This window comes from Gillisia sp. Hel1_33_143 (assembly GCF_900104765.1).
Lineage (GTDB): Bacteria > Bacteroidota > Bacteroidia > Flavobacteriales > Flavobacteriaceae > Gillisia.
Window position 1 is genome coordinate 1,537,260 of sequence record NZ_LT629737.1, and the last position, 24,676, is coordinate 1,561,935.

Annotated in this window: 21 protein-coding genes and 2 tRNA genes; 14 read left to right on the forward strand and 9 right to left on the reverse strand. The window is 35.4% G+C overall.

Annotated features, from left to right (window positions below):
• Complete coding sequence (mdh, locus tag BLT84_RS06970) at window positions 1-927, forward strand: malate dehydrogenase (protein ID WP_034889403.1); 927 nt, start codon at window positions 1-3, stop codon at window positions 925-927.
• Window positions 928-1,098: 171 nt separating this feature from the next.
• The gene (gene secDF / locus BLT84_RS06975; RefSeq protein ID WP_091263775.1) at window positions 1,099-4,083 is read left to right on the forward strand and encodes a protein translocase subunit SecDF; all 2,985 of its coding nucleotides are present in this window, start codon (window positions 1,099-1,101) and stop codon (window positions 4,081-4,083) included.
• Window positions 4,084-4,209: 126 nt separating this feature from the next.
• Here the strand turns inward: secDF and BLT84_RS06980 are convergent, their stop codons facing one another.
• From BLT84_RS06980 to folE, 5 genes are all read right to left on the reverse strand, one after another.
• On the reverse strand, window positions 4,210-4,710 hold the full coding sequence (locus BLT84_RS06980) for a DUF192 domain-containing protein (RefSeq protein WP_091263777.1): 501 nt from the start codon (window positions 4,708-4,710) through the stop codon (window positions 4,210-4,212).
• Window positions 4,707-5,537: a prolipoprotein diacylglyceryl transferase gene (gene lgt / locus BLT84_RS06985; protein WP_034889412.1), complete on the reverse strand. Its 831-nt coding sequence runs from the start codon at window positions 5,535-5,537 to the stop codon at window positions 4,707-4,709. The genes BLT84_RS06980 and lgt overlap by 4 nt, the downstream gene beginning before the upstream one ends.
• An 83-nt stretch (window positions 5,538-5,620) precedes the next feature.
• The gene (yidD, locus tag BLT84_RS06990; protein WP_081891315.1) at window positions 5,621-5,845 is read right to left on the reverse strand and encodes a membrane protein insertion efficiency factor YidD; all 225 of its coding nucleotides are present in this window, start codon (window positions 5,843-5,845) and stop codon (window positions 5,621-5,623) included.
• Between the two features lie 17 nt (window positions 5,846-5,862).
• On the reverse strand, window positions 5,863-7,347 hold the full coding sequence (gene cysS / locus BLT84_RS06995; protein WP_091263779.1) for a cysteine--tRNA ligase: 1,485 nt from the start codon (window positions 7,345-7,347) through the stop codon (window positions 5,863-5,865).
• Between the two features lie 38 nt (window positions 7,348-7,385).
• Window positions 7,386-8,063, reverse strand: coding sequence for a GTP cyclohydrolase I FolE (gene folE / locus BLT84_RS07000; protein ID WP_172822445.1), 678 nt, complete (start codon window positions 8,061-8,063; stop codon window positions 7,386-7,388).
• Window positions 8,064-8,209: 146 nt separating this feature from the next.
• Between folE and BLT84_RS07005 the strand changes: the two genes are divergently transcribed.
• Window positions 8,210-10,063: a T9SS type B sorting domain-containing protein gene (locus BLT84_RS07005; protein ID WP_091263781.1), complete on the forward strand. Its 1,854-nt coding sequence runs from the start codon at window positions 8,210-8,212 to the stop codon at window positions 10,061-10,063.
• A 55-nt stretch (window positions 10,064-10,118) separates the two neighbouring features.
• Here BLT84_RS07005 and BLT84_RS07010 read toward each other — a convergent pair whose 3' ends face one another.
• Window positions 10,119-11,630, reverse strand: a complete 1,512-nt coding sequence (locus BLT84_RS07010) for an OmpP1/FadL family transporter (RefSeq protein WP_091263783.1) — start codon at window positions 11,628-11,630, stop codon at window positions 10,119-10,121.
• Window positions 11,631-11,654: 24 nt separating this feature from the next.
• On the reverse strand, window positions 11,655-12,701 hold the full coding sequence (locus BLT84_RS07015; protein WP_091263786.1) for a hypothetical protein: 1,047 nt from the start codon (window positions 12,699-12,701) through the stop codon (window positions 11,655-11,657).
• A gap of 120 nt (window positions 12,702-12,821) precedes the next feature.
• Between BLT84_RS07015 and proS the strand changes: the two genes are divergently transcribed.
• The 4 genes from proS to rpsT all read left to right on the forward strand — a co-directional run bounded on the left by proS (window position 12,822) and on the right by rpsT (window position 15,024).
• On the forward strand, window positions 12,822-14,300 hold the full coding sequence (gene proS / locus BLT84_RS07020) for a proline--tRNA ligase (RefSeq protein WP_034889420.1): 1,479 nt from the start codon (window positions 12,822-12,824) through the stop codon (window positions 14,298-14,300).
• Window positions 14,301-14,522: 222 nt separating this feature from the next.
• A tRNA-Glu gene (locus tag BLT84_RS07025) sits at window positions 14,523-14,594 on the forward strand.
• Between the two features lie 79 nt (window positions 14,595-14,673).
• Window positions 14,674-14,745 (forward strand) — tRNA-Glu (locus tag BLT84_RS07030).
• A gap of 30 nt (window positions 14,746-14,775) precedes the next feature.
• On the forward strand, window positions 14,776-15,024 hold the full coding sequence (gene rpsT / locus BLT84_RS07035; RefSeq protein WP_034889423.1) for a 30S ribosomal protein S20: 249 nt from the start codon (window positions 14,776-14,778) through the stop codon (window positions 15,022-15,024).
• 155 nt (window positions 15,025-15,179) lie between these two features.
• Here the strand turns inward: rpsT and yihA are convergent, their stop codons facing one another.
• Together yihA and BLT84_RS07045 are read right to left on the reverse strand one after the other, a co-directional pair.
• Entirely contained in the window at window positions 15,180-15,785 is a 606-nt protein-coding gene (gene yihA, locus BLT84_RS07040; RefSeq protein WP_091263787.1) for a ribosome biogenesis GTP-binding protein YihA/YsxC, read from the reverse strand.
• Between the two features lie 11 nt (window positions 15,786-15,796).
• Window positions 15,797-16,561 (reverse strand): alpha/beta fold hydrolase, encoded by a 765-nt coding sequence (locus BLT84_RS07045; RefSeq protein ID WP_034889429.1) that lies wholly within the window; start codon window positions 16,559-16,561, stop codon window positions 15,797-15,799.
• 289 nt (window positions 16,562-16,850) lie between these two features.
• Here BLT84_RS07045 and mraZ point away from each other — a divergent pair, with 289 nt between their 5' ends.
• The 7 genes from mraZ to murD are packed head-to-tail and all read left to right on the forward strand — an operon-like array spanning window position 16,851 to window position 24,675.
• Entirely contained in the window at window positions 16,851-17,318 is a 468-nt protein-coding gene (gene mraZ / locus BLT84_RS07050) for a division/cell wall cluster transcriptional repressor MraZ (protein ID WP_091263789.1), read from the forward strand.
• Complete coding sequence (rsmH, locus tag BLT84_RS07055) at window positions 17,305-18,201, forward strand: 16S rRNA (cytosine(1402)-N(4))-methyltransferase RsmH (RefSeq protein ID WP_034894108.1); 897 nt, start codon at window positions 17,305-17,307, stop codon at window positions 18,199-18,201. The genes mraZ and rsmH overlap by 14 nt, the downstream gene beginning before the upstream one ends.
• A 53-nt stretch (window positions 18,202-18,254) precedes the next feature.
• Window positions 18,255-18,572 carry an FtsL-like putative cell division protein gene (locus tag BLT84_RS07060; RefSeq protein ID WP_034894110.1) on the forward strand — a complete coding sequence of 106 codons (318 nt, stop codon included), beginning with the start codon at window positions 18,255-18,257 and terminating at the stop codon, window positions 18,570-18,572.
• Window positions 18,573-18,584: 12 nt separating this feature from the next.
• On the forward strand, window positions 18,585-20,591 hold the full coding sequence (locus BLT84_RS07065) for a penicillin-binding protein (protein ID WP_091263791.1): 2,007 nt from the start codon (window positions 18,585-18,587) through the stop codon (window positions 20,589-20,591).
• Window positions 20,588-22,051, forward strand: a complete 1,464-nt coding sequence (locus tag BLT84_RS07070) for a UDP-N-acetylmuramoyl-L-alanyl-D-glutamate--2,6-diaminopimelate ligase (RefSeq protein WP_091263793.1) — start codon at window positions 20,588-20,590, stop codon at window positions 22,049-22,051. The genes BLT84_RS07065 and BLT84_RS07070 overlap by 4 nt, the downstream gene beginning before the upstream one ends.
• 34 nt (window positions 22,052-22,085) lie before the next feature.
• Window positions 22,086-23,318, forward strand: a complete 1,233-nt coding sequence (gene mraY / locus BLT84_RS07075) for a phospho-N-acetylmuramoyl-pentapeptide-transferase (protein ID WP_091263795.1) — start codon at window positions 22,086-22,088, stop codon at window positions 23,316-23,318.
• A 13-nt stretch (window positions 23,319-23,331) separates the two neighbouring features.
• Window positions 23,332-24,675, forward strand: a complete 1,344-nt coding sequence (murD, locus tag BLT84_RS07080) for a UDP-N-acetylmuramoyl-L-alanine--D-glutamate ligase (protein WP_091263797.1) — start codon at window positions 23,332-23,334, stop codon at window positions 24,673-24,675.
• Window position 24,676 lies beyond the last annotated feature (1 nt).

Genomic DNA, 24,676 nt, shown 5'->3' on the forward strand with positions numbered 1-24,676 from the left:
ATGAAAGTTACTATCGTAGGTGCTGGAGCAGTAGGTGCCAGTTGTGCTGAATATATTGCAATTAAAGACTTTGCTTCAGAAATAGTTTTATTAGATATCAAAGAAGGTGTTGCTGAAGGTAAGGCGATGGATTTAATGCAAACTGCAACTCTTAATGGATTTGATTCGAAAGTTACAGGTGCTACCAACGATTATTCTAAAACTGCAGGTAGTGATGTTGTTGTAATTACAAGTGGTATTCCTAGAAAACCGGGAATGACAAGAGAAGAATTAATAGGTATCAATGCAAACATCGTAAAAGAAGTTTCTTCTAACCTAATTCAGCATTCTCCAGATGCAATAATAATAGTGGTAAGTAATCCTATGGATACTATGACTTACCTTGTACATAAAACTACCGGACTTCCAAAAAATAGAATTATTGGAATGGGTGGAGCTTTAGATAGCGCACGTTTTAAATACCGTTTGAGTGAAGCTTTAGATTGCCCTCCTTCTGATGTAGATGGAATGGTAATAGGTGGACATAGCGATACAGGGATGGTGCCACTTACAAGATTGGCTACTAGAAATAGTATTCCTGTGAAAGCATTTTTATCTGAAGAACGCCTTACGCAGGTGTCTGAAGATACTAAAGTTGGTGGAGCAACGCTAACTAAGTTATTAGGAACAAGTGCATGGTATGCGCCAGGAGCAGCAGTATCTGCAATGGTTCAGGCTATTGGGTGTGATACTAAAAAGATGTTCCCTTGTTCTGCTTTATTAGAGGGTGAATACGGGTTAAATGATCTTTGTATTGGAGTTCCAGCAATTTTAGGTAAAAATGGTCTTGAAAAGATCGTTGAAATCGAACTTGATTCAGCTGAAAAAGCAAAAATCAAAGAAAGTGCAGAAGGAGTTAAAAAAACAAATGAATTATTAGAATTGTAATTCAATCATTATTAGCGGTTTAAGCTGATAAATATTTAGAAAAAAGGTCGCTTTATAAGCGGCCTTTTCTTTGTTTAAAAGTTAAATTTTTCAAAAAAAAATAATTGGGATTTGAATATTGAAGTCCTATATTTGTCCGTTTTAAAAATTGATACTAAATTTTAAGGAATAATGCAGAATAAAGGACTGATTAAGATTTTTGCTATTTTGTTCGCTTTGGTATGTATATACCAATTATCATTTACCTTCATCTCTACAGGTGTTGAAAGTGACGCAGAAGAATTTGCAACTCAGAAGATTAACACAAGCGTTGAAGACTATTCAGCAAAGAGAGATCTGGCGGAACAGAGGTATTTAGATTCTATTGGGAATGAAAGTATCTTTGCCGGAATTACTTATAATTCAGCTAAAGATAAAGAGTTGAATAAAGGTCTTGACCTTAAAGGAGGAATTAACGTGATACTTCAAATTTCTGTTAAAGATATTATAAGAGGTTTAGCAAATGATAGTAAAGACCCTGTTTTTAATAAAGCTATTGCTGAAGCAGATGCTGCACAAAAAGACAGTCAGGAAAGTTATATAGATCTATTCTTCGAAAAGTTCAATGAAAATGCGGGTGCTAAATTAGCTTCTCCAGATATTTTTGCGAACAAAACCCTTAGCGATCAGATCAACTATGAAATGTCTAATGGGGAAGTAGAACCTATTATTCGTGAAAAGGTAGATCAGTCAATTCTTTCTGCTTTTGAAGTATTAAGAAAAAGGATCGATAAGTTTGGGGTAACCCAGCCAAACATTCAGCGTTTAGGAAATTCTGGTCGTATCTTAGTTGAGCTTCCGGGAGCAAAAGATATTAACCGTGTAAAAGGTTTATTACAAAGCACTGCTCAATTAGAATTCTGGTATGTTTATAAGAATACAGATTTTGGTAATTTCTTGGTAAATGCAGATAGGGTTCTTGCAGAATCTATAACTAAAAATGAGACCAAGCCTGATACAAGTGCAGATACTACTGCTGCTATTACTGATGCAGATAAAGAGATCGAAGATCTTTTAGCTAGTGCAGAAGATACTACTGCGGAGGCTGTAACGGGTAACAATCCATTATTAGAATTATTAGTTGCTCCAGGAGGTCAAGGTAGCCCGGTGCTTGCAACATTCAATACTGCAGATACTTCTAAAGTACGTGAGTACTTAAATATGCCACAGGTTAGATCTTTACTACCTAATCAATTAAGATATGCGGAATTTGCTTGGGGTGTGCCAAGTGATAATTTCGTAGAATTATACGCATTAAAAGGAAATAGAGAAAATACTCCTAGCTTAACAGGAGATGTGATAACAGATGCGCAGCAATCTTACGATCAATTGGGTAGAGTTACGGTTTCTATGCAAATGAATGGAAAAGGAGCTAAAGTTTGGGAAGATATGACTGGTAAGGCTTACCAGGAACAAAGTAACATTGCAATTGTATTAGATAAAGTGGTGTATTCTGCACCAGGAGTTACTACCGGACCTATTTCTGGTGGTAGAAGTGAGATCTCAGGAGATTTTGATATTACAGAAGGTCAGGATTTAGCAAATGTGTTAAGAGCTGGTAAGTTACCTGCTTCTGCAGATATTATTCAAAGTGAAGTTGTAGGACCGTCTTTAGGTCAAGAAGCTATTGATAGTGGTATCAATTCATTCCTAATTGCATTAGCGTTAGTATTAATATGGATGATCTTTTACTACGGTAAAGCCGGATGGTATGCAGATATCGCACTAGCGGTAAACATTCTTTTCATCTTTGGAATATTGGCTGGATTAGGTGCTGTTCTTACTTTACCTGGTATTGCTGGTATCGTTTTAACTATAGGTATGTCTGTAGATGCAAACGTTCTTATATTTGAAAGGATTAAAGAAGAATTAGAGAAAGGAAAATCACAAGCGGAAGCTATTAAGGATGGTTTTGGAAATGCACTTTCTTCTATTTTAGATGCAAACATAACTACAGGTCTTACCGGATTAATTTTACTTGTATTAGGTACAGGTCCAATTAAAGGATTTGCTACTACCTTACTTATTGGTATTGCTACATCACTTTTTACTGCCATCTTTATTACAAGATTGTTGATTGACGGATATGGTAAGAATGGTAAATCTTTATTGTTCTCTACGTCTTTAACTAAGAACTTATTCAAGAACATGAATTTTGATTTCTTAGCAAAAAGAAAGATCGCTTTCATATTCTCCGGGATATTAGTTACCATTAGTATTATATCATTCTTGACTAATGGACTTAATCAGGGAGTAGATTTTATTGGAGGTAGAACTTACACAGTAAGGTTTGCGGAAGATGTGAATGCCACTGATGTTCAAAAAGATTTGGTAGCTACTTTTGGAAGTGCAGAAGCAAAAACATTTGGAGCAGATAATCAATTAAAGATTACCACAAAATATAAAGTAGAGGATGAAGGTGAAGCTGTAGATACAGAAATTCAGAATAAATTATATACCTCACTTAAGCCATACTTACCGGCAGATGTAACTTTTGAAGACTTTACTGTTGGTTCTAAAGATAGAGCGATAGGAATCATGTCTTCTATGAAGGTAGGACCAACCATTGCAGATGATATTAAAAATGATTCATTCTGGGCTGTTATTGGATCTTTAGTAGTGGTATTCTTATACATCTTATTAAGATTTAGAAAATGGCAATACAGTTTAGGAGCTGTGGTTGCAGTTTTCCATGATGTGGTAATTGTGTTGGGTATTTTCTCTCTAACGTACAATATCATGCCATTTAGCATGGAGATAGATCAAGCCTTTATTGCCGCGATCTTAACGGTAATTGGATACTCACTGAATGATACAGTGGTAGTGTTTGATAGAATTAGAGAATTCTTTAATGAGCACACTACATGGCCAATGGCACGTACTGTAAACTCTGCGCTTAATAGTACATTAGGTAGAACCTTGAATACCTCATTAACTACATTAGTGGTTTTAATTGCGATCTTTATCTTTGGAGGAGAAAGCTTAAGAGGATTTATGTTCGCAATGATCGTAGGGATTATAGTAGGTACTTATTCGTCATTATTCATAGCGACACCAGTAATGTTTGATAGTGTTAGAAAGAAAGCATTAGAAAGAAAACCTGTTACTGAAGAATAGTAATTAGGTATCTATAAATAAAAAGTCCGTCTTAATTAAGACGGACTTTTTATTTATATAATTTTCTTAGTTATGTGCTTTAATAGAATAGTATTAGAAACTTAAACGTTATAATTAATGTATGTTTTATTTCTGTTCTGAAAGTGGATAGAAATCTATCTTATCACCTACCTCTATATTTAGATGTTGAATCTCTCCTGCATTTAATTCCAATACAAATTTCGCAGGGGCTTTAGAAGGTAAGCTTGTCTCATCTAAAGGTTTTGCATTCTCTACATAGCTAACTACAGTGCTATCTTTAGAATAGTATATAATATCTAGTGGTATATATGTATTCTTCATATAGAAGGATCTTATATTTTCGTCCTGAAAGATAAAAAGCATCCCTTCATTCTTCTTCATACTCTTTCTGTACATCAAACCAGTTTGCTGCTCATAAGAATTGTCTGCAATCTCTATATCTATCTTTTCTATAGTATCTGCTGCCTTAAGTAAATAAAGCTCTCCTTCCTTCTTAAATTCAATTTCCGGAGTTTCTACTTTAGTGTCTTTTTGCTCCTCATTTCCGCAGGAAATTAAAATGGTAGCGATTAAAGCAAAGGTTAGATGTCTTAAGTTCTTCTTCATGCCTTTGTAGTTGTTTTTGAAGCTTGTGGTCTAAACATAAAATAGAATCCAGCAATTATAAAGGGTACGCTAAGCCATTGGCCAGTATTTAGTAACCAAGTACCTCTTTCTTCAACCTGAGCTTCTTTCATGAATTCTATAAAGAATCTAACCGTCCAAAGTAATACTAAGAAAAGTCCAAAAATATATCCTAAACGATCTTTTTTGTCAGTCTTCCAATATAAGAACCATAATAATAGAAATATCAACAGGTAGCAAAATGATTCGTAAAGTTGTGCAGGGTGTCTAGGGAAGGTTTCTCCAAGATTTTCGAAGATCACTCCATAGTCAGAATTTGTTGGTTTTCCAATGATCTCAGAATTCATAAAATTACCAATTCTAACAAAGATACCTCCGCTTGCAACAGGTATTACAATTCTATCTAATATCCATAAAACAGGTTTGTCTAAAACACGTTTTCTGTATAAATACATTGCTACTATAATCCCAATAGCTGCACCATGACTTGCTAAACCTCTAAAGCCTGTAAATTCAAATTCCGGCTTAAATTTAACAGGTAAAAAGATTTCTAACAGATTGTGTTGAAAATACTCCCAGTCATAGAATAGCACATGGCCCAATCTAGCGCCAATGAGAGTTGCTAATACTGTGTATACAAAAAGTGAATCTAATTTTTCAATAGGAATACCCTCTCTAACATATATACTTTTCATTATGTACCATCCCAGTCCAAAGGCAATTAAGAACATTAGGCTATAATAGTGAAGGGTAAAAAAACCAAGTTCTAAACCTTCTGAAGGACTCCAGGTAATTGCATTAAAAAGCATGTTGTAAATATTTTAATTAGGTTGGTAAATATACATATTTGCATGGTTTTGTAACTTAAAGCATGCAAATATTGAACAATGTATTAGGGAACAGGATCGTATCCAGAGCCACCCCACGGGTGACAGCTAAATATCCTTTTTAAACTAAGTTTGCCGCCTTTAAATAATCCGTGCTTCTTAAGTGCTACCAATGTATATTGAGAACATGTAGGGGTATACCTGCAGGCTGCAGGAGTTAAAGGCGATATTACTTTCTGGTAGAATCTTACCAGAAGAATAAACGGATATGCTAATTGGTTTTTGATCATAGATCAACAATTAGTAGTTAACTTATAGAAAAAGTTGTTCCTTCTTTTCCGTCTTTTAATTGAATTCCAAGATCTAGGAGCTTATCTCTTATTTGGTCGCTTGTAGCAAAGTCTTTATTATTCCTTGCTTGAGCTCTCATTTCAATAAGCATCTCAACAATTCCAGATAATTTTTCAGAACTATCTTCATTAGCAACAGCTACATCAATAAGGCCCAATACATCAAAAATAAATTCGTGCATGGTGGTTTTAAGAGCATCTCTATCTTCTGAGCTTATTTTCTCTTCACCATCTTTAATTCCATTTACTAACTTTACGGCCTCAAATAGATTAGCAATTAATATAGGACTGTTAAAATCATCGTTCATAGCGTCATAACAACGCTGTTTCCATTCACTTACTGAAAAAGACGAAGTTTCAGAAGTAGGTAACTCAGAAATACTTCTAAATGAATCCATCAATCTATTGAATCCTTTTTCACTTGCTAACAGGGCATCATTAGAAAAATCTAATATGCTTCTGTAATTAGCTTGTAGCATAAAGAACCGTGCAATAGATGGAGAAAAGCCTTTACTTAAATTTGAATTATCGCCACTAAATATTTCTGTAGGAAGTATATTATTTCCAGTAGATTTTGCCATTTTCTTACCATTTAAGGTAAGCATGTTTGCGTGCATCCAATAATTCACCGGAGTTTTCCCTGTAGAGGCTTCCCCTTGAGCAATCTCACATTCATGATGAGGAAACTTTAGGTCCATTCCACCTCCGTGAATATCGAATTCTTCGCCAAGATATTTCGTGCTCATTACGGTACACTCTAAGTGCCAACCTGGAAAACCGTCGCTCCATGGAGATGGCCATCTCATAATATGTTGGGGTTCTGCTTTTTTCCAAAGAGCGAAATCCTGTGGATTTTTCTTGTCACTTTGTGCGGCAAGTTCTCTGGTATTAGCGATCATATCCTCAATATTTCTTCCGCTTAATTTGCCATAATGATGATCTTCATTAAATTTTATCACATCAAAATATACAGAGCCGTTCACCTCATAGGCCAATCCTTTCTCTATAATAGTTTTGATGGTTTCAATTTGCTCCACAATATGTCCCGTAGCGGTAGGCTCTATACTTGGTGGCAGATTATTAAACTTCTCAAGAATGTTATGAAAATCTACGGTGTAGCGTTGCACTACTTCCATAGGTTCTATCTGTTCTAAACGTGCTTTTTTGGCTATTCGGTCTTCCCCGGTTTCTGCATCATTTTCTAAATGGCCAGCATCGGTTATGTTTCTAACGTAACGAACTTTATATCCTAAATGCTTTAGATATCTAAACACAAGGTCGAAAGAGATAAAGGTGCGACAATTTCCTAAATGAACATTGCTGTAAACGGTAGGTCCACAAACATACATTCCTATATGCCCTTCATTAATGGGGGTGAAAATTTCCTTTTCTCCCGTCATTGAATTATATATTTTTAAGCTCTGCTCTTTATATAGCGCCATAAAAATCTCTCTCTTTTAAATATTTATATCAAATAGGGTTAGAATGAAGTATCTAGCTTTATGTAGTCTAAGAATTCTCTCTTAGTGCCTGCATCTTTAAAAGCGCCTCCAAATTCACTGGTTACCGTGCTGCTTTCAATATCTCTAATACCTCTACTATTTACGCATAAATGTTTAGCGTCTATAACACACGCAACGTCATCTGTACCTAAAGCTTTTTGAAGTTCTTCAACAATTTGCATAGTAAGTCTTTCCTGAACTTGTGGTCTTTTTGCGAAATAATCCACAATTCTGTTCATTTTAGATAATCCTATTACAGAACCCTTAGAAATGTATGCTACGTGAGCCCTTCCAACAATTGGAAGCAAATGGTGTTCACACGTAGAATAAATGGTAATATTCTTTTCCACTAACATCTCACCATATTTATACTTATTCTCAAAAGTAGAAGCTTTAGGTTTATTGTCTGGTTGCAATCCAGAGAAGATCTCATTAACGAACATCTTAGCAACCCTTTGTGGTGTTCCCTTAAGACTATCATCGGTAAGATCCATACCTAGAGTATGCAGAATATGCTCAACATCTTTATTGATAATAGCAATCTTTTCTTGATTGCTTAACTCAAATGCATCATCTCTGATAGGATTTTCTGAATTTGAAGAAGCATGCGCATCTCCAATTTCTGTAATCTCGTTCTCTATATTGTCTATCTTCATAGTACTTTTTTGTATAGTAGTCGTAATCTCTTTAATTCGCTTGCAAAGATACATATTTTAAAGTTTTTTAAGCGAAAGTTTATTAAGAGCTACTGTCTATACTGACATGAAATTTGTTATTTTGTAGGTTCTTGGGAAAATGAATTATGAAGTCTGTTTTGAATTGTCTTTTTTTTATCTTTTTTACGCTATTCTGTGTAAGCAACTCTTTTGCTCAAGGTGATAGGTGTGAACGCATAAAACCGTTTTGTGCGGGAGATACGCAATTCGTATTTCCTAATTCCAATAAATTAAATAGTGATATTGCTAATGCTGAAGCAGGTCCGGATTATTCTTGCCTTGAGGAGCAATCTTATCCTGCATGGTTCTTTATGAAAATAGGAAAACCGGGAGATTTAAATTTTGAAATCACTCAAACTATAAATGCAGATGGATCTGGCTTAACACTAGATGTAGATTATGCAGCATGGGGGCCGTTTAGAGAAGGCGAAGATTTTTGCAGTGATAGTGCGTTGAGCGATGCGAATGCGGCGGGATGTAGTTACTCACCTGCGCCTATAGAGAACTTTAATCTTAAAGGTGCGAGAACCGGTGACATCTATGTGGTTCTAATTACAAACTTTTCTCAAGCGGAAGGTTATATCAGTTTAAAACAAATAAATACGGCAAGCCCAAATGCAGGGAATACAGATTGCTCGATAATTAGCTTGCTGGGTGAAGATCAAAATGTATGTGGATTAGATAGTGTAGAATTAAAGGTAGAAAATCTTTATGCTGATGTTTTTACCTGGTATAAAAAAGATGCTTCAACAGGAATATACGTCGAAATTCTTAATGAGACCACCTCTAAATATTCGGTTAATTCTTCAGGAGATTATAGAGTAGTGGCTATTAATGCCCTTACCAATACACAAGTTTCAGATGATGTATCTATTCAATTTAACGATGCGCCCATTGCACAAAAGCCAGAAGATCTTTCGAGTTGTAGTATCAATAATACTGCTAAGTTTAATCTGTCTTCTTTAACTCCGCAATTAAGCGCGAATTATATTGATACTATTGATAGTTTTTCAGCAACTTTCTACAAATCTCAGGCAGATCTAAATAATGATATTTCTATTGAGAATGCAAACGTTTATGAGGGTGTAGATGGGCAAATTCTCCTTGCAACCATCACCAATAATAGGACAGGTTGTATTTCAGAACCTGTAAGTTTCCAGCTAAAGATTGAAGACTCCTTAGAAATTGATTGGAATGATAGTATTTCAACTTGTGTTGATGCTAATGGGAAGCTGCTTAATTCTTTTAGTATTGGCCAGGATCTTGGAGATGATTATATTTATAATTGGACACCAGATAACGATCCGGATGGTGATGGTGTAGAAAATGCAATTTTTGTTGTTGATGAGATTGATGCTTCTAAAGGGTATTCTGTGGAAATTTCGAGTTTGTCTTCAGGTTGTACAGCCATTTTCAATACTACTGTTTTAAGTTATACCGTACCTACCTCAATTGAGGTAAACACTTCCGGGAACGACTTTGATGATGGATATCTGTTAGAAGTTTCGGTAATAAAGGGTGTAGGGGATGAGCCTCCTCTAGAATATAGATTGGATGATGGTATGTGGCAACAAAGTAATAACTTTAATGATGTTCCTGCCGGATTTTATACCGTTTCGGCAAGAGTTGTTGGTGGCTGTGGAAGTATCACTTCTGAAGAATTCGTTTTGATTGGCTACCCCAGGTTTTTTACACCTAATGGCGATGGCTACAATGATAGATGGAATGTAATAAATGACGAGAAAGTTTCTTACGTACGTTTATTCATTTATGATAGATTTGGAAAATTAATAAAACAACTCAACCCTAATGTAGGAGGTTGGAATGGTACTTACAACGGAAAAAATCTGCCATCAGACGATTATTGGTTTGTAGTAGAACTTCAAGATGCTTCTAGATCAATTAAACAATTCAAGGGGCATTTCACTCTAAAAAGATAGATCCGGAAATTCGCAGTGGAAGATCCGGATCGTTTGACTTTTAATTCAATATTTTTTAGATTCCAAAACTCACAGATAGTACAACATTAGAGAAATCTCGTTCAATACGAGAGGTGTTAGTTAATCCAACCTGATAGAATTGTGGGTTGTCTATTCTAGAAGCATGATCATAAGCAACATCTAACTTTATATTTCCAAAATTATAACCTAATCCGGCAGAATAACCATCTAGATTTCCAATAGTAGACTCGTTTTTATAGGGACTTTGCTCATATCTATAGCCTCCTCTTAGGCTCCAGTCTTCAATTCTATATTCTCCACCTACCTTAAAACTTGAGGTGGCTTGAAGATTACTGCTGATCAATTCATTCTGAAAATTAAATTCTGGATCGCTACTTGGAGTAAATTTAGTATTAGAATAATCTTTATAAGTGTAATCGAAACTAATTAAACCTTTGCTTCCAAACAATACTGCCAAGCTTCCTGTTAAGTTACCAGGTGTTCTTAAAGTATAATCTGGGTAAACATTTACAACGTTGGTAATTACATTTACTACTTCATCTGTATTAGCGCTATAAGATTGTATAGCCTGAGAAGATTCTTCTTGAATGCTGTACCAGGTTGGGGATTCATAAGAAACACCTAATCGTACATAATCGTTAACTTTAGCAATAGTTCCAAGTTGAAAGGAAAATCCATCTCCGGTAGTGCTTAAATTATTTCTGAATACGATCTCATTAATTTCGCTATTAGAATTCGTATTGAATTCGCTATACCTTGTTGATTTATCATAGTTAATAAAATGAGCATTTAGGTTAGCTCCAAAGTAAAGAAAATCCTTATAAGTAGTGGCTGCGTTAAATGTGAACTTACCGTTTAATCCTGTAGAAGCTAAAGCAAATTGCTGATCGAAATTTCCTGGTGCAATCGCAGAAGAATAAGAAGTATTGTCTAGATCGTTAGAATTTGGGTTGATAACAAATGCTTGATACCCTAAAAATGCCTGTTGTGCTCCAAACCCAATATTCTCACCAAGATAGCGGTAAAGATCTGCAATTGTCTCTCCATCTACGGTTTCTAGATTATCTAAAGGAACTCCATTAGCATAGCCTAGAAAATACTGATCTATAGAATTGCTGCTTATTCCGGTAGCTACATAATCATCTTTAAAGTTATTGGTAAGAGAATAATTAAAGCCTAAAGTTAATTTTTTCCAACTGTTTTCGGGATCATTACTGTTAAAAACCAAAACTGCACCGGCTTGCGAGAAATTAAAATCTGAATCGTCTGAGCTTGTGGTTCTATTACCGTAGCGGGTATCATTATTTCTACTGTTGTATTCTAATGAAACAGTACTGTAACTATTATTAAAAATAGCAGATCCAGCCGGGTTGATCTTCATTGCAGAAAGATCACCTCCCAGCGCTCCAAACGCACCGCTTAAAGCTTTAAATCTAGCCGTGCCGTATAATTGGGATGTAGAATATCTAACCGCATCTGTAATGTCTTGTGCTTGTGAAAAGGTCACAGACAAAAGGGCTATGACCAATAAGAATATTCTTTTCATGAATTTTTCTTTGAAAAATTAATTTTAATTATTTCTTCCTCTTGAAGATGATCTAGAGCTTCCTCCAGAACTTCTTGTAGTTCCAGAACTGCGGGATGAACCACTATTACTTCTTACGGTACCACTACTTCTTCTAGTAGTTGATGAAGAAGATCTTGTGCTACTGCTATTACTGCTTCTTGTTGATCTATAAACCGGAGAATTTGTAGAGCTTCGGTTCGATCTTGAATAACCATCGTAAGAACCAGATCTAGTATTGTAAGAATTAGATGATCTTCTACTTATACCATAATCGTCATTTGAATTTCTAATATTTCTTATACTTCTAGAATAACTAGAGTTTCTCCCACGATTTCCTAAGCTTGTAGCATTTCTAAGATCTGAAGATCTATTGCTACGGTAGGTCGAGGTAGAGTTTCTTCTTCCGGTGTTATAAGCTATGTTGTTCTGGTTGTAATAAGTATATCTATTTCCATAGAAGTTGTATGGATTGTACCATCCGCCTGCTCCATATAAAAATGGGTGCACGGCGTATCCATAACCATATCTATTTCCGTAGAATCCTCCATATCCAAAACCGTAAGGAAATCCCCAGTTACCTGGTCCATAATATCCAGGGCCCCATGGGTCAAAAATTCCACCTGCCCAATATGGATTATAGAATCCTCCATAGTACCCATTACCATAAAAACCATTGTTAATGATATTTATAGAGTAAGAATCTGGATTTGTGCCCCAGGCAGCATTACCGCCTTGGTAGTTGTATTCAATATCTCCTTCATAATCTCCATCACTAGAAGAGTAGTTCTCTACATCTGTAAAAACTGCTCCTTCGGCTAAGACATCGCCATATAATGCGGCTTCTTCTTCAAAAAGATTTTGATAATAATTTTTATTGCTTTCTTGATTTTCCATCTGTTCTGTCTCGCCATAAGTACGAGAAGAATCTCCGTAAACACTATCATTCTCATATCCAGAATAATGGTAGGAGCCACAAGAAGTAAACAAAAACAATGTTACAGGAGCTATGAAAAAAAGTATTTTCTTAGAAATGCTAGTATAAAGTTTCATAAGCTATGTATTTAATTGTTGAACATTACAAAATTAGTTAGTTTTGCGCTAACAGATCGTGGTTTTAACAAAACACGCGATATAGCTATAAATCCTCAATTTTTATGCCAAATACAAGTAATGAGTAAGAAACTAACTACACGCCACGATAACTATTCTAAATGGTATAATGAGCTGGTTGTCAATGCCAATCTAGCCGAGAACTCAGCAGTGAGAGGTTGTATGGTCATTAAACCCTACGGATATGCTATATGGGAAAAAATGCAGGCAGAATTAGATTCAAAGTTTAAAGAAACTGGTCATGAAAATGCCTATTTCCCACTTTTTGTCCCTAAAAGTTTATTTGAAGCAGAAGAGAAAAATGCAGAAGGATTTGCTAAAGAGTGCGCAGTAGTAACTCACTACAGGCTTAAAACCGATCCTGAAAATAGTTCTAAATTAATTGTAGATCCAGATGCTAAGCTCGAAGAAGAACTTATTGTAAGGCCAACTTCAGAAGCAATTATATGGAATACCTATAAGGGATGGATCCAGTCTTATAGAGATCTGCCAATTTTGATCAATCAATGGGCTAACGTTGTGAGATGGGAAATGCGAACCAGATTGTTCTTAAGAACTGCAGAGTTTTTATGGCAAGAAGGGCATACAGCGCATGCAACAAAAGCCGAAGCCATAGCAGAGGCAGAGCAAATGAATGATGTTTATGCAGAATTTGCAGAAAAGTTTATGGCTATTCCTGTTATTAAGGGAACTAAGTCTGAGAATGAACGTTTTGCAGGTGCAGAAGAAACCTATTGTATAGAGGCCTTAATGCAAGATGGAAAAGCTTTACAAGCAGGTACATCTCACTTTTTAGGTCAGAATTTTGCTAAAGCTTTCGATGTTAAATTTGCATCTAAAGAGGGGAAACTAGATTATGTTTGGGCAACTTCTTGGGGAGTATCAACCAGATTAATGGGGGCATTGATAATGACTCATAGTGATGATCAAGGCTTGGTGCTACCTCCAAACTTAGCTCCAATACAAGTGGTAATTGTACCTATTTATAAAGGAGATGAGCAATTAGCGCAAATTTCTGAGGTGGCCAATAAATTGGTAAAAGATCTTAGGGCAGTAGGGGTTTCTGTGAAGTTTGATGACAGAGATACTCAAAAGCCGGGATGGAAATTTGCTCAATATGAATTGCAAGGAGTTCCAGTACGTTTAGCAATTGGTCCTAAAGATCTTGAAAAAGGAAGTGTTGAACTTGCCAGAAGAGATACTCTTACCAAAGAAACTGTTTCGCAAGAAGATGTGGTAGATAAGATTAAAGGTTTGATGACCGAAATACAGGACAGCCTTTTTGAGAAAGCTTTAAAATTTAGAGATTCACATATTACAGAAGTGGAAACTTTTGAAGCTTTTAAAGATGTTCTAGAAAATAAGGGAGGTTTTATTTCTGCTCACTGGGATGGAACTTCTGAAACTGAATTAAAGATAAAAGAGCTTACTAAAGCCACGATTAGGTGTATTCCTATAGATGGTAGTAAAGAAGCCGGGAAATGCGTTCTTACAGGGGAGTACTCTAATCAAAGAGTGTTATTTGCGAAGGCATATTAAAAAGGGTTTAAGGGGAAAGCTTACTTAGCAATGGTTAAGTCTTTCTCTTTGTTATTTGAAATAGTGGGTCAAAGAAATAATTTTGAAAAGTTTTTTTCAAATGTAAATTGCTGTATTTCTGAAGCTAAAGAATTAATTTGAAAATAATTCAGAAAAAATTACTTCAGCGTTTGTACGATTGAAAAATAGTTGTATTTTTGCATCCGCATTAAAACAAATAATGGTCCGTTCGTCTAGGGGTTAGGACGCATGGTTTTCATCCATGTAACAGGGGTTCGATTCCCCTACGGACTACTAAGCAATTTTAAATTGCTAACATGTTCAGGTAAGAAGTTGAGTAGATTTTTTACAAGTTCAAATTGAAATAAATAATGGTCCGTTCGTCTAGGGGTTAGGACGCATGGTTTTCATCCATGTAACAGGGGTTCGATTCCCCTACGGACTACAATAAAAAATTAATTAAATAGTATTTGTAATGGCAAATCATAAGTCAGCGTTAAAGAGAATCCGTAGCAATGAGGCCAAGCGTCTTAGAAACCGCTACCAACATAAAACTACTAGAAACGCTATCAAGAAATTGAAAGAGGCTGATAAGAAAGATGCAGAGACTTTATATCCATCTGTTATCTCTATGATCGATAAATTAGCTAAGAAAAATATCATTCATGATAATAAAGCTTCTAATTTAAAGTCTAAATTAGCTAAACACGTAGCAGCGCTTTAAGAAAGTCCTGTTGTATTAAGTATATTAACTGTTGTAAATATTTATTTGCAACAGTTTTTTTGTTATCTAAATTTTTAGAAATAGAAATCACTAAAGCGTTTGCTATGGTGATTTTTTAATTTTAAAATAGAGTGATGTGTATGTAAATGAAGGTTCTAGTTTCTTTGAAACTGAGAATTGATATTATCGATATAATTTAGAACTTCTTCTTGCCCAAGACCATTTTCGGAGGAGGTAACAAAGTATTCTGGCATTTCTGTCCAGGTCTCCAGCATTTTGGCTTTATAGTTTTCTACATTGCGATCTAAGGCGTTTGGCTTTAATTTGTCTGCCTTCGTAAAGATGATGCAAAATGGAATTCCATGCTCACCCAGATATTGCATAAATTCCATATCTATAGGCTGAGGTTCATGTCTGCTATCAATTAGCACAAATGCACAGATCATTTGTTCGCGTTGCTCGAAATAAGCAGTAATAAATTTTTGAAATGTTTTTTTGATACTTTTAGAAACTCTGGCATATCCATAGCCAGGAAGGTCTACCAAATGCCAATCTCCATTGATGAGGAAGTGATTTATAAGCTGCGTTTTTCCGGGTCTTCCAGAAGTTTTAGCTAAGCTTTTTCTGCTGGTGATCATATTGATCAAGGAAGACTTACCAACATTACTTCTACCAATAAATGCGTATTCCGGCAGGGAACTATTTGGGCATCTTGCAACCTCGCTGTTGCTTATTACAAATTCAGCGGTTTTAATCTTCATCTTTGGTAATCTTAAAATTCTCTTTTCTGAAGCCAGTCAAAGAATAATTCATTAAATAAATCTGGATGCTCCATCATAGCGGCATGTCCGCATTTGTCTATCCAGTAAAGGTCTGAGTCTGGTAAGAGTTTGTTGAAATCTTCTGCAACTTCTGGTGGAGTTACATTATCGTTCTTTCCCCATATTATACAAGTTGGAGTAGGCATATTTGGGAGATCTTTTGCCATGTTGTGTCTAATAGCGCTTTTTGCTATAGCTAGCGTTTTGATCAACTTATTTCTGTCTGTAACAGTAGTGTAAACTTCGTCTACAATTTCTTTTGTGGCTACTTCAGGATCGTAAAATACGTTTTGAGCTTTCTTCTTGATGAATTCATAATCTCCCCTACGTGGATAACTTTCACCCATTGCATTTTCATACAATCCAGAGCTTCCTGTTATAACCAGAGCTTTAACTAGTTCAGGATACATTTTTGTGCAAAGTAAAGCTATGTGTCCTCCTAAAGAATTACCAAGAAGTATCACTTCTTTATATCCTTTAAAATCTAAAAATTCTTTTATGAATTTCGCGAAATTCTGTACGCTAGTTTTAAGAAGTGGTCTGGAATATAATGGTAATTCTGGAATTAAAATCTTATATCCTTTCTCTGGGAAAAAGTCTACTACTCCATCAAAATTACTCAATCCGCCCATAAGTCCATGCAAAATAACTATCGGAGTACCTTCCCCTTTTTCTAGGTAGGTAAATTTCCCTTCTTGCTGTAAATTATGTTTCATTGATGCCCTTTGCGGTTAGCAATCGCAAATATAGCGATTTCAGTACAAGTATAATCATTTTTACTTAATACAACGGAGTTTCTCTAAAGCTTTTAATCGTGAAAATCTTATAAAAAAATGTGAAAATCGAAGCTAAAATATTCAATTCTAGCAAGGTGCTGAATCCGAACCGAATACATCTATTAAGAAGTGTTTCAGCTGAATAGGTGGTAAAACTTATCAACAAAGTGGTGAAAAGTGGTAAAATGTGGTAATATTTTCAATATATTTGAATCTATAAAGATTTGAAGTGGTAAACCTAATTGGAACTTACGAATGCAAGGTTGATGCAAAGGGCAGATTAATGATGCCGTCTGCATTAAAGAAGCAATTGTCTTCAGTTTTGCAGGAGGGTTTTGTATTGAAGCGTTCTGTTTTTCAGCCTTGTTTGGAATTATATCCTATGCATGAGTGGAATTTGATGATGGAAAAGATCAATGATCTAAATAGGTTCGTGAAAAAGAATGATGACTTTATTAGAAGATTTACCGCTGGTGTTAAAATAGTGGAAGTTGATGCAAATGGAAGATTGTTGATTCCTAAAGACCTTATTGGATTTGCTAAAATAGATAAAGAGATCGTTTTATCCTCTGCAATAAAAATAATTGAGATCTGGGATAAAGATAAATATGAAAATACCCTTGATGAATCTGCAGAAGATTTTGCAAGCTTGGCTGAAGAAGTAATGGGAAATTTAAATGGAAATGGAATATCATAATCCGGTATTATTAAATGAGTCTGTAGATGGTTTAAATATTAAGCCAGACGGAGTTTATGTAGATGTGACTTTTGGTGGTGGCGGACATTCTGCTGAAATTTTGAGCAGATTAGGTGAAAAGGGAAAATTATTCGGATTTGATCAAGATCCAGATGCTTTGGCTAATAAGTTAGACGATTCAAGATTTACCTTAATCCCGGAGAACTTTAGGTTTATAAAGAGATTTTTAAGATTTCATGGTATTAAACAGGTGGATGGAATTTTAGGAGATTTTGGCGTGTCTTCTCATCAGTTCAATGTGGCAGAACGCGGCTTTTCTACCCGTTTTGATTCTAAGTTGGACATGAGAATGAATCAGAAAAGCGTTTTGAGTGCATATGAGGTGGTAAATGATTATGAGCAGGATCAATTAAAGAAGCTTTTCTATGAATATGCAGATCTTCGAATAGCCCCAAAATTAGCGGCAGAGATCGTTAAGGCTAGAGAAGAAGCTCCTATAGATAGCAGTGAGCGTTTAAAAGAGGTTTTAAAACCTTTCTTATTTAAAGAAAAAGAGCATAAGATTTTAGCTCAGATCTATCAGGCTATAAGAATAGAAGTGAATCAGGAATTGGATGTGCTAAAAGAATTTTTAATACAAACTCCAGATCTGCTTAAAAAAGGAGGTAGGTTGAGTTTGATCTCTTATCATTCTTTAGAAGATAGATTGGTGAAAAGATACATAAGAAGTGGACTTTTTGAGGGCGAGCCGGAAAAAGATTTCTTCGGAAATATTTCTGTTCCACTTAAAAAAGTAGGAGGGTTGATTGTGCCTTCTTCAGAAGAGATCGCTTTAAATAATAGAGCGAGAAGTGCTAAGCTTAGAATAGCTAAAAGATTATAAGAGAAAAAAATAGTAATGCTTTCTGTAAAGAATTGAAGATGACGAAAAAGGAGATGAATAATGGAGTGTATGGTATTTTAAAAGCCAATTTTTTAATAAGCAGTGATGCGGTTAAGAATTGGAGGTTCATAGTTTTTTGTACACTCTTGGCTATTATAATGATCGCCTGTTCTCACAGCGCAGAAAGTAAAGTTCATCAAATTGCCAAATTAAGTGACGAGGTTAGAGCGCTAAGAAGTGAGTTTGTAGACAATCGTTCTTCCTTAATGAAGCTAAAGATGGAATCTAATATTATTAGAAGAATGGCAGATAGGGGTATTGAAACTTCTGAAATGCCACCATACAAAATTAAAATTAACATTACAGACTAACCCAAATAAACTGTGGCTACTACAGAGAAGCACATACTAAATAGATTATACATTATAGCGGGACTCATGTTTGTCTTTGCTGTGGCTATTGGGGTGCAGTTAATTAACATACAGTTTGTTGAAGGTGATAAGTATAGAAAATTAGCAGAAGACGGGGTATTTAAGAATTTTAAAATTCCTGCCAATAGAGGCAATCTATATGATGTAAATGGAAATTTACTGGCTACGTCGGTTCCAAAATACGACATCCGTTTTGACGCTGTAACCGTTTCTGATGAACACTTTGAAGAAAACGTCGTGCCTCTTTCTAAAAAGCTTGCAGCTATGTTCGGCAAAACATCTGCACAATGGTCTAAAGCTTTAAGAACAGCTAGGGTAAATAAGCACAGATACTTTTTGGTGGCTAAAAACCTTGGTTATTCAGACTATATGAGGGTGAAGGGCTTCCCGATGTTTAATTTGGGAGCGTATAAAGGTGGGATCATTGTGGAGCAACGTACCGTGAGAGAGCATCCTTTAGGGCTTATGGCAGCAAGAACTGTTGGTTACGAGCGCAAAGACGATCAGGGTTACTATACCAGAGTTGGTTTAGAAGGCGCTTTTGGGCCTTTCTTAGACGGAACAGATGGGCATAGATTAAAACAAAAAATTGCAAAAGGGCAATGGAAGCCTATTAGCGATAACAATGAAATAGAACCGCAAGATGGTTATGATGTAATATCTACTATAGATGTTAATATTCAGGATATAGCACATCATGCATTGCTCGCTCAATTAGAAAAATATCAGGCAGATCATGGAACTGTGGTGGTTATGGAAACCAAGACAGGAGAGATTAAGGCAATTTCTAATCTAGGTAGAACAGAAGATGGTTCTTATTATGAAAAATTGAATTATGCTGTTGGTGAAACTCATGAGCCAGGATCTACTTTTAAATTAATGTCTTTAGTTGTTGCTTTGGAAGATAAGGTAATAGATACCGGAACAGTGGTAGACACAGAGCAGGGAGTTTTCAAGGTTAAAGGGTATAAGGTAAGAGATTCTCATAGGGGAGGTTATGGTAAAATAAGTGCAGCTCGTGCTTTTGAGCTTTCTTCAAATGTTGGGGTGGTTAAATTAATTTATGACAATTATAAAGACCAGCCGCAAAAATTTGTAGATGGTCTTAATCGTATGAATCTTAATGAAAAATTAGATCTTTCTATTAAAGGAGAAGGTGCTCCTTACATCCCGAGTCCGGGAGATAAAAAATGGTCTGGATTATCTCTAGCATGGATGGCATATGGATATGGGAGTGTGCAGATATCACCTTTACAAACACTAACCTTTTATAATGCTATTGCTAACAATGGCGAAATGGTGAAGCCTCGATTTATTAGAGAGATCAAAGAGTGGGATAAAACCATTCTTAAGAATGATAGAAAAGTGATTAATCCTTCTATTTGTTCTATAGAGACCGTAAATAAAGTGAAGGCAATGATGGAGAATGTAGTTGTTAGAGGAACTGCAAAAAGTTTGTACTCACCAAACTTCTCTATGGCAGGAAAGACAGGAACTGCTCAAACAGAATATTGGATGAAAGACTGGAATTCTAATCCAAGATATATTTCATCTTTTGTAGGTTATTTCCCTGCAGACAATCCAAAATATACAAGTATAGTAATTATACACAAGCCTAATAACAGAGTAGGGTATTACGGTGCAGATGTTAGCGGGCCCGTTTTTAAAAGGATCGCTCAAAAAATTTATACAGATACTCCTTTAGAAGATACGATAGAATCTCTAGAGGTGGATAAGAAAGTAATTACTAAAGATTTCGAAAAGTATTTTTCTGAAGCTCAAAATAAGAAGGATGTTATGCCTAATGTTACAGGAATGCCTGTAATGGATGCTATTCCTTTATTAGAAAATCTTGGGTTAAATGTAATTATCGAAGGTAACGGAGTAGTGAAGAGACAATCTGTAGCTCCGGGAAAAAAGATCAAAGCAAATCAAAACGTAGCATTAAGTTTAAGTTGAAGAATTTAAAAGACATATTATATAAAGTTTCTATGGAAGCCGTAGTAGGTAAAACTGCTATTACTATAAATTCCATTCAGTTTGATTCTAGAAAAGTAGAGTTGAATGATGTTTTTGTAGCCATTAGAGGAACCTTATCCGATGGACACGAGTTTATAAAAAAAGCGGTAGCTCAAGGAGCTTTGGCCGTAGTTTGCGAAGAATTACCAGAAGATGTTGTAAATGGTGTTACCTATGTTCAGGTAGAGAATTCCCATTCTGCACTGGCCATAATGGCTGCAAATTATTATGATAATCCTTCTGAGAATTTAAAGTTGGTGGGAGTTACCGGAACAAATGGTAAAACTACGGTTGCCACCTTGCTTTATAATCTTTTTACTAAAGCCGGATACAAGGTTGGATTACTATCTACGGTTAAAGTGATGATCGCAGATACAGAATTTTCTGCCACACATACTACCCCAGATTCTTTAACGATAAATTCTTATCTAAGAAAGATGAATGCTGAAGGGTTGGAGTATTGCTTTATGGAAGTGAGTTCTCATGGAATTGCTCAGCATAGAACTACAGCATTACAATTTGCCGGTGGAATTTTTACCAATTTATCTCACGATCATTTAGACTATCATTCCAGTTTTGCGGAATATAGAGATGTAAAAAAGTCATTTTTTGACCACCTACCAGCCTCCGCTTTTGCTTTGGCTAATGTAGATGATAAAAATGGCCAAATAATGCTTCAGAATACAAAAGCAAAGAAGTATACCTATGCTTTAAAATCTTACGCAGATTATAGCGCACAGATTCTGGAAAATCAATTTAGTGGATTATTGCTGAAATTAAATGGAAATGAAGTTTGGTCTAGACTTATAGGAAACTTTAATGCTTATAACATTCTGGCAATTTATGCAGCTGCAGAGCTATTAGGCTTAGAAACTCAGGAATCTCTCAGAATTATTAGTGAATTGAATTCGGTAAGTGGAAGATTTCAGTATATAGTTTCTAAAGAAAAGATTACTGCTATAGTTGATTATGCACATACTCCAGATGCACTTCAAAATGTATTGGAAACCATCAATTCTATTAGAACAAAAAATGAAGAATTAATCACGGTTGTAGGCTGTGGAGGAGATAGAGATAGAACCAAGCGCCCAATTATGGGTAGGATAGCCGGAGCGCTAAGCACCAAAGTAGTTTTAACTAGTGATAATCCAAGAACTGAAGATCCAGAAAAGATCTTAGAAGAAGTTGAAGCAGGAGTGGAACCTCAGAATTTTAAAAAGATCATAGCTGTGGTGAATAGAAAACAAGCTATTAAAACTGCTTGTCAGCTTGCTAAACCCAATGATATCATTCTAATTGCAGGAAAAGGCCATGAGACCTATCAAGAGGTGAATGGTGTAAGATCAGATTTTGATGATCTTAAAATAGTAACAGAATTTCTAAGTCAGCTAAATAAGTAACCTCCTTTATTTTCGAGGAACTGTAAACCAAACTATGTTATACTATTTATTCAATTTTCTAGATAAAAATTACCAGGTGCCGGGAGCCGGTTTGTTTGAATTTATATCATTCAGATCTGCAATGGCTATTATTTTGTCTTTGGCAATTTCTACTATCTACGGAAAGAAGATCATAAATTATCTTCAGAAGAAGCAAATAGGAGAGAGTGTTAGAGATCTTGGATTAAAGGGGCAGAATGCCAAAGCAGGAACTCCTACTATGGGTGGTTTAATAATTATCATAGCCACATTAATTCCTGTTTTCTTATTTGCAAAACTTGAAAATATTTATGTCATCCTTTTAATAATTACCACAATTTGGATGGGGGTTATTGGGTTTATAGATGATTATATAAAAACCTTTAAGAAGAATAAAGAAGGTCTTGAAGGTAAATTTAAGGTTCTTGGGCAAATTGGTTTAGGATTAATTGTAGGGTGCACTATCTATTTTCACCCGGGAATAACTGTAAAAGAAGATGTTCAGATCACTAATAATGATCAAACAATGATGGTTGCAGCTGAAGATATTTCATCTGGAGCAGAGATCAAGAGCACTACGACCACTATTCCGTTTTTTAAGAATAATGAATTTAATTACTCTAGTTTGATATCATGGATAGATCCAGATTTAGCCAATTATGCATGGTTGATCTTTATTCCTATTGTAATCTTTATTGTTACCGCAGTTTCTAATGGAGCCAATTTAACCGATGGTATAGATGGCCTCGCGGCCGGTACCTCTGCTATTATAGTAGTAACTCTGGCGATTTTCGCGTGGGTTTCGGGTAACATCATATTCTCAGATTATCTCAATATCATGTATATACCAAGATCTGGAGAAATGACCATTTTTATCATGGCATTTGCCGGAGCTTTGGTTGGATTTTTATGGTATAACACCTTTCCTGCTCAGGTATTTATGGGAGATACAGGAAGCTTAACCATAGGAGGAATTATTGCGGTATTAGCAATCGCTACAAGAAAAGAATTAATGATCCCGGTATTATGTGGAATCTTTTTAATAGAAAACCTTTCTGTTGTTCTGCAGGTTGGTTGGTTCAAGATCACGAAAAAGAGATATGGAGAAGGAAGAAGAATATTTTTAATGTCTCCATTACATCATCACTATCAAAAGTTAGGAATGCATGAAAGTAAGATCGTAGTGAGATTCTGGATTGTTGGAATTTTCTTGGCGATTGTAACGGTAGTGACCTTAAAATTAAGATAACCAAAATTAACTGATGTCTGATAAAACTAAAATAGCAATTCTTGGAGCCGGCGAAAGTGGGGTTGGGACAGCTATATTGGCTAAAAAGCAGGGTTTTGATGTCTTTGTATCCGACTTCGGAAAGATAAAAGATAAATACAAAGCTGTTCTAGAAGAACTTGGAGTAGACTGGGAAGAAGCCGGTCATGATATACCAAGAATTTTAGATGCAGATGTGGTGATGAAGAGTCCTGGTATTCCAGAATCTGTAGCAATCGTTAAACAGCTTATAGAAAAAGGAGTGCCTGTAATTTCTGAAATTGAATTTGCAGCTACATATACCGATGCTAAGATCATAGGTATTACTGGAAGTAACGGTAAGACAACAGTTACAAAGTGGATCTATCATGTATTGAAGGCGGGTGGAATTTCTGTAGGAATGGCCGGTAATGTTGGGGATAGTTTTGCCAAGCAAGTTGCTGAAACTACTCCAGACTGGTATGTACTAGAACTTAGTAGCTTTCAGTTAGATGGTATTATAGATTTTAAGCCACATATTTCAGTTTTAACCAATATCACCCCAGATCATTTAGATAGATACAATTATAATTTAGATGAATATGTAGCTTCTAAATTCAGAATTACTGAAAATCAAACAGAACAAGATTATTTTATATACGATGCAGACGATCAAATTATTTCAGAATGGCTTAAAGATCATCCTGTAATAGCTCAGCAACTGCCATTTTCGCTTAAAGAAAAGCTTAAGAATGGTGCTTATGAAGAAGACAACAACATTAAAGTAAATATCAATAACTCCCAATTTATTATGCCGACAAAATCATTATCTCTAGAAGGTAAACACAACACTAAAAATGCAATGGCGGCTTCTACCGTATCGCAATTATTAAGAATTAGAAAAGAAACCATACGTGCAAGTATGGAGAATTTTCAAGGAGTAGAACACAGGCTGGAAAATGTTCTAAAGATCAATAACGTGCAATATATTAATGATTCTAAAGCTACAAATGTGAATGCCACCTATTATGCCTTAGAAAGCATGAAGGCAGAAACCGTTTGGATTGTTGGAGGAGTTGATAAGGGTAATAATTATGCAGAGTTACTACCTCTTGTAAATGAGAAAGTAAAAGCGATTATTTGTTTAGGAATAGACAATGCTAAGATCTTTGAATCTTTTGGGAATTGTGTAGATGTGATTGCAGAAACACAATCTATGGCAGAAGCTGTGAAAATGGCTTATTCTATAGCAGAAAGTTCAAATGTAGTGTTGTTATCTCCAGCTTGCGCAAGTTTTGATCTCTTCGAAAATTATGAAGATAGAGGTAGACAGTTTAAAGATGCAGTAAGAAATTTATAAG